Source organism: Porcincola sp. LCP21S3_C12, assembly GCF_052118625.1.
Lineage (GTDB): Bacteria > Bacillota > Clostridia > Lachnospirales > Lachnospiraceae > Porcincola.
The window spans coordinates 1-781 of sequence record NZ_JBQKGW010000070.1 but is presented as its reverse complement, the minus strand read 5'-3'; the positions used below and the strand labels follow the sequence as shown (position 1 = coordinate 781).

1 protein-coding gene is annotated in these 781 nt (G+C 45.8%); it reads left to right on the top strand.

All coding sequences use genetic code 11. The features are described from left to right. Window positions 1-131: 131 nt before the first annotated feature. On the top strand, window positions 132-781 hold a 650-nt coding region (locus ACTQ1N_RS12670), incomplete at its 3' end, for a helix-turn-helix domain-containing protein (RefSeq protein ID WP_441957010.1).

The window sequence follows — 781 nt, the reverse complement described above, 5'->3', positions numbered from 1 at the left end:
TCTAAAAATGAAATTTTAAATTCCACCATTAATACCAGAGGTAGACGTTAGTCTTGCACAGGTTGCGTTTACTCTTTCATACAATAGTACTATGATTGCCCTGTCCTTCTGACAGCAGTGGAAGGAAATCAATGAGCAAGTTAATACCAGGCAATCAAAAACATCTGACGCTCAATGACAGACTGTACATTGAACAAGCAATCAACGAAGGAAGAACCTTCAAGGACATTGCCAAGAACCTCTGTAAGGATCCAACAACCATCTCCAAAGAAGTCAAGGCTCATAGACTCAGCGTGTGGAAAGACCATGGTCTCTTCGTTAACATGAAGAATTTCTGTGAGCATCGCTATCATTGCAGAAAGACCAACGCATGCGGCAAGATCATCCTTTGCGGAATAAAGTGTGCTTCATGTTCAACCTGTAATAAGCACTGCCCGGACTTCAAGCGCGAACGCTGTCAGCGCCTCGATAGGGCACCCTATGTCTGCAATGGATGTCCTAAGCAGCTCACACCATCCAAGTGCCATATCAGCCAGAAATACCGTTATGACGCGAGGTTTGCAGAGCGGAAGTATACAGAACTTCTTTCCAGCGCCAGGGCCGGAATTAATCGCACGCGGCAGGAACTGCATGCGATTGATCAGGTTGTATCTCCTCTGATCGATCAGGGCCAATCTCCCTATCAGATTCTGACAAATCATCCAGAGATTGATATGTCGGTACGGACCATGTACCAGTACATCAATGACGGCCGTTTCTGTGCCAGAAACATCGACCTCAA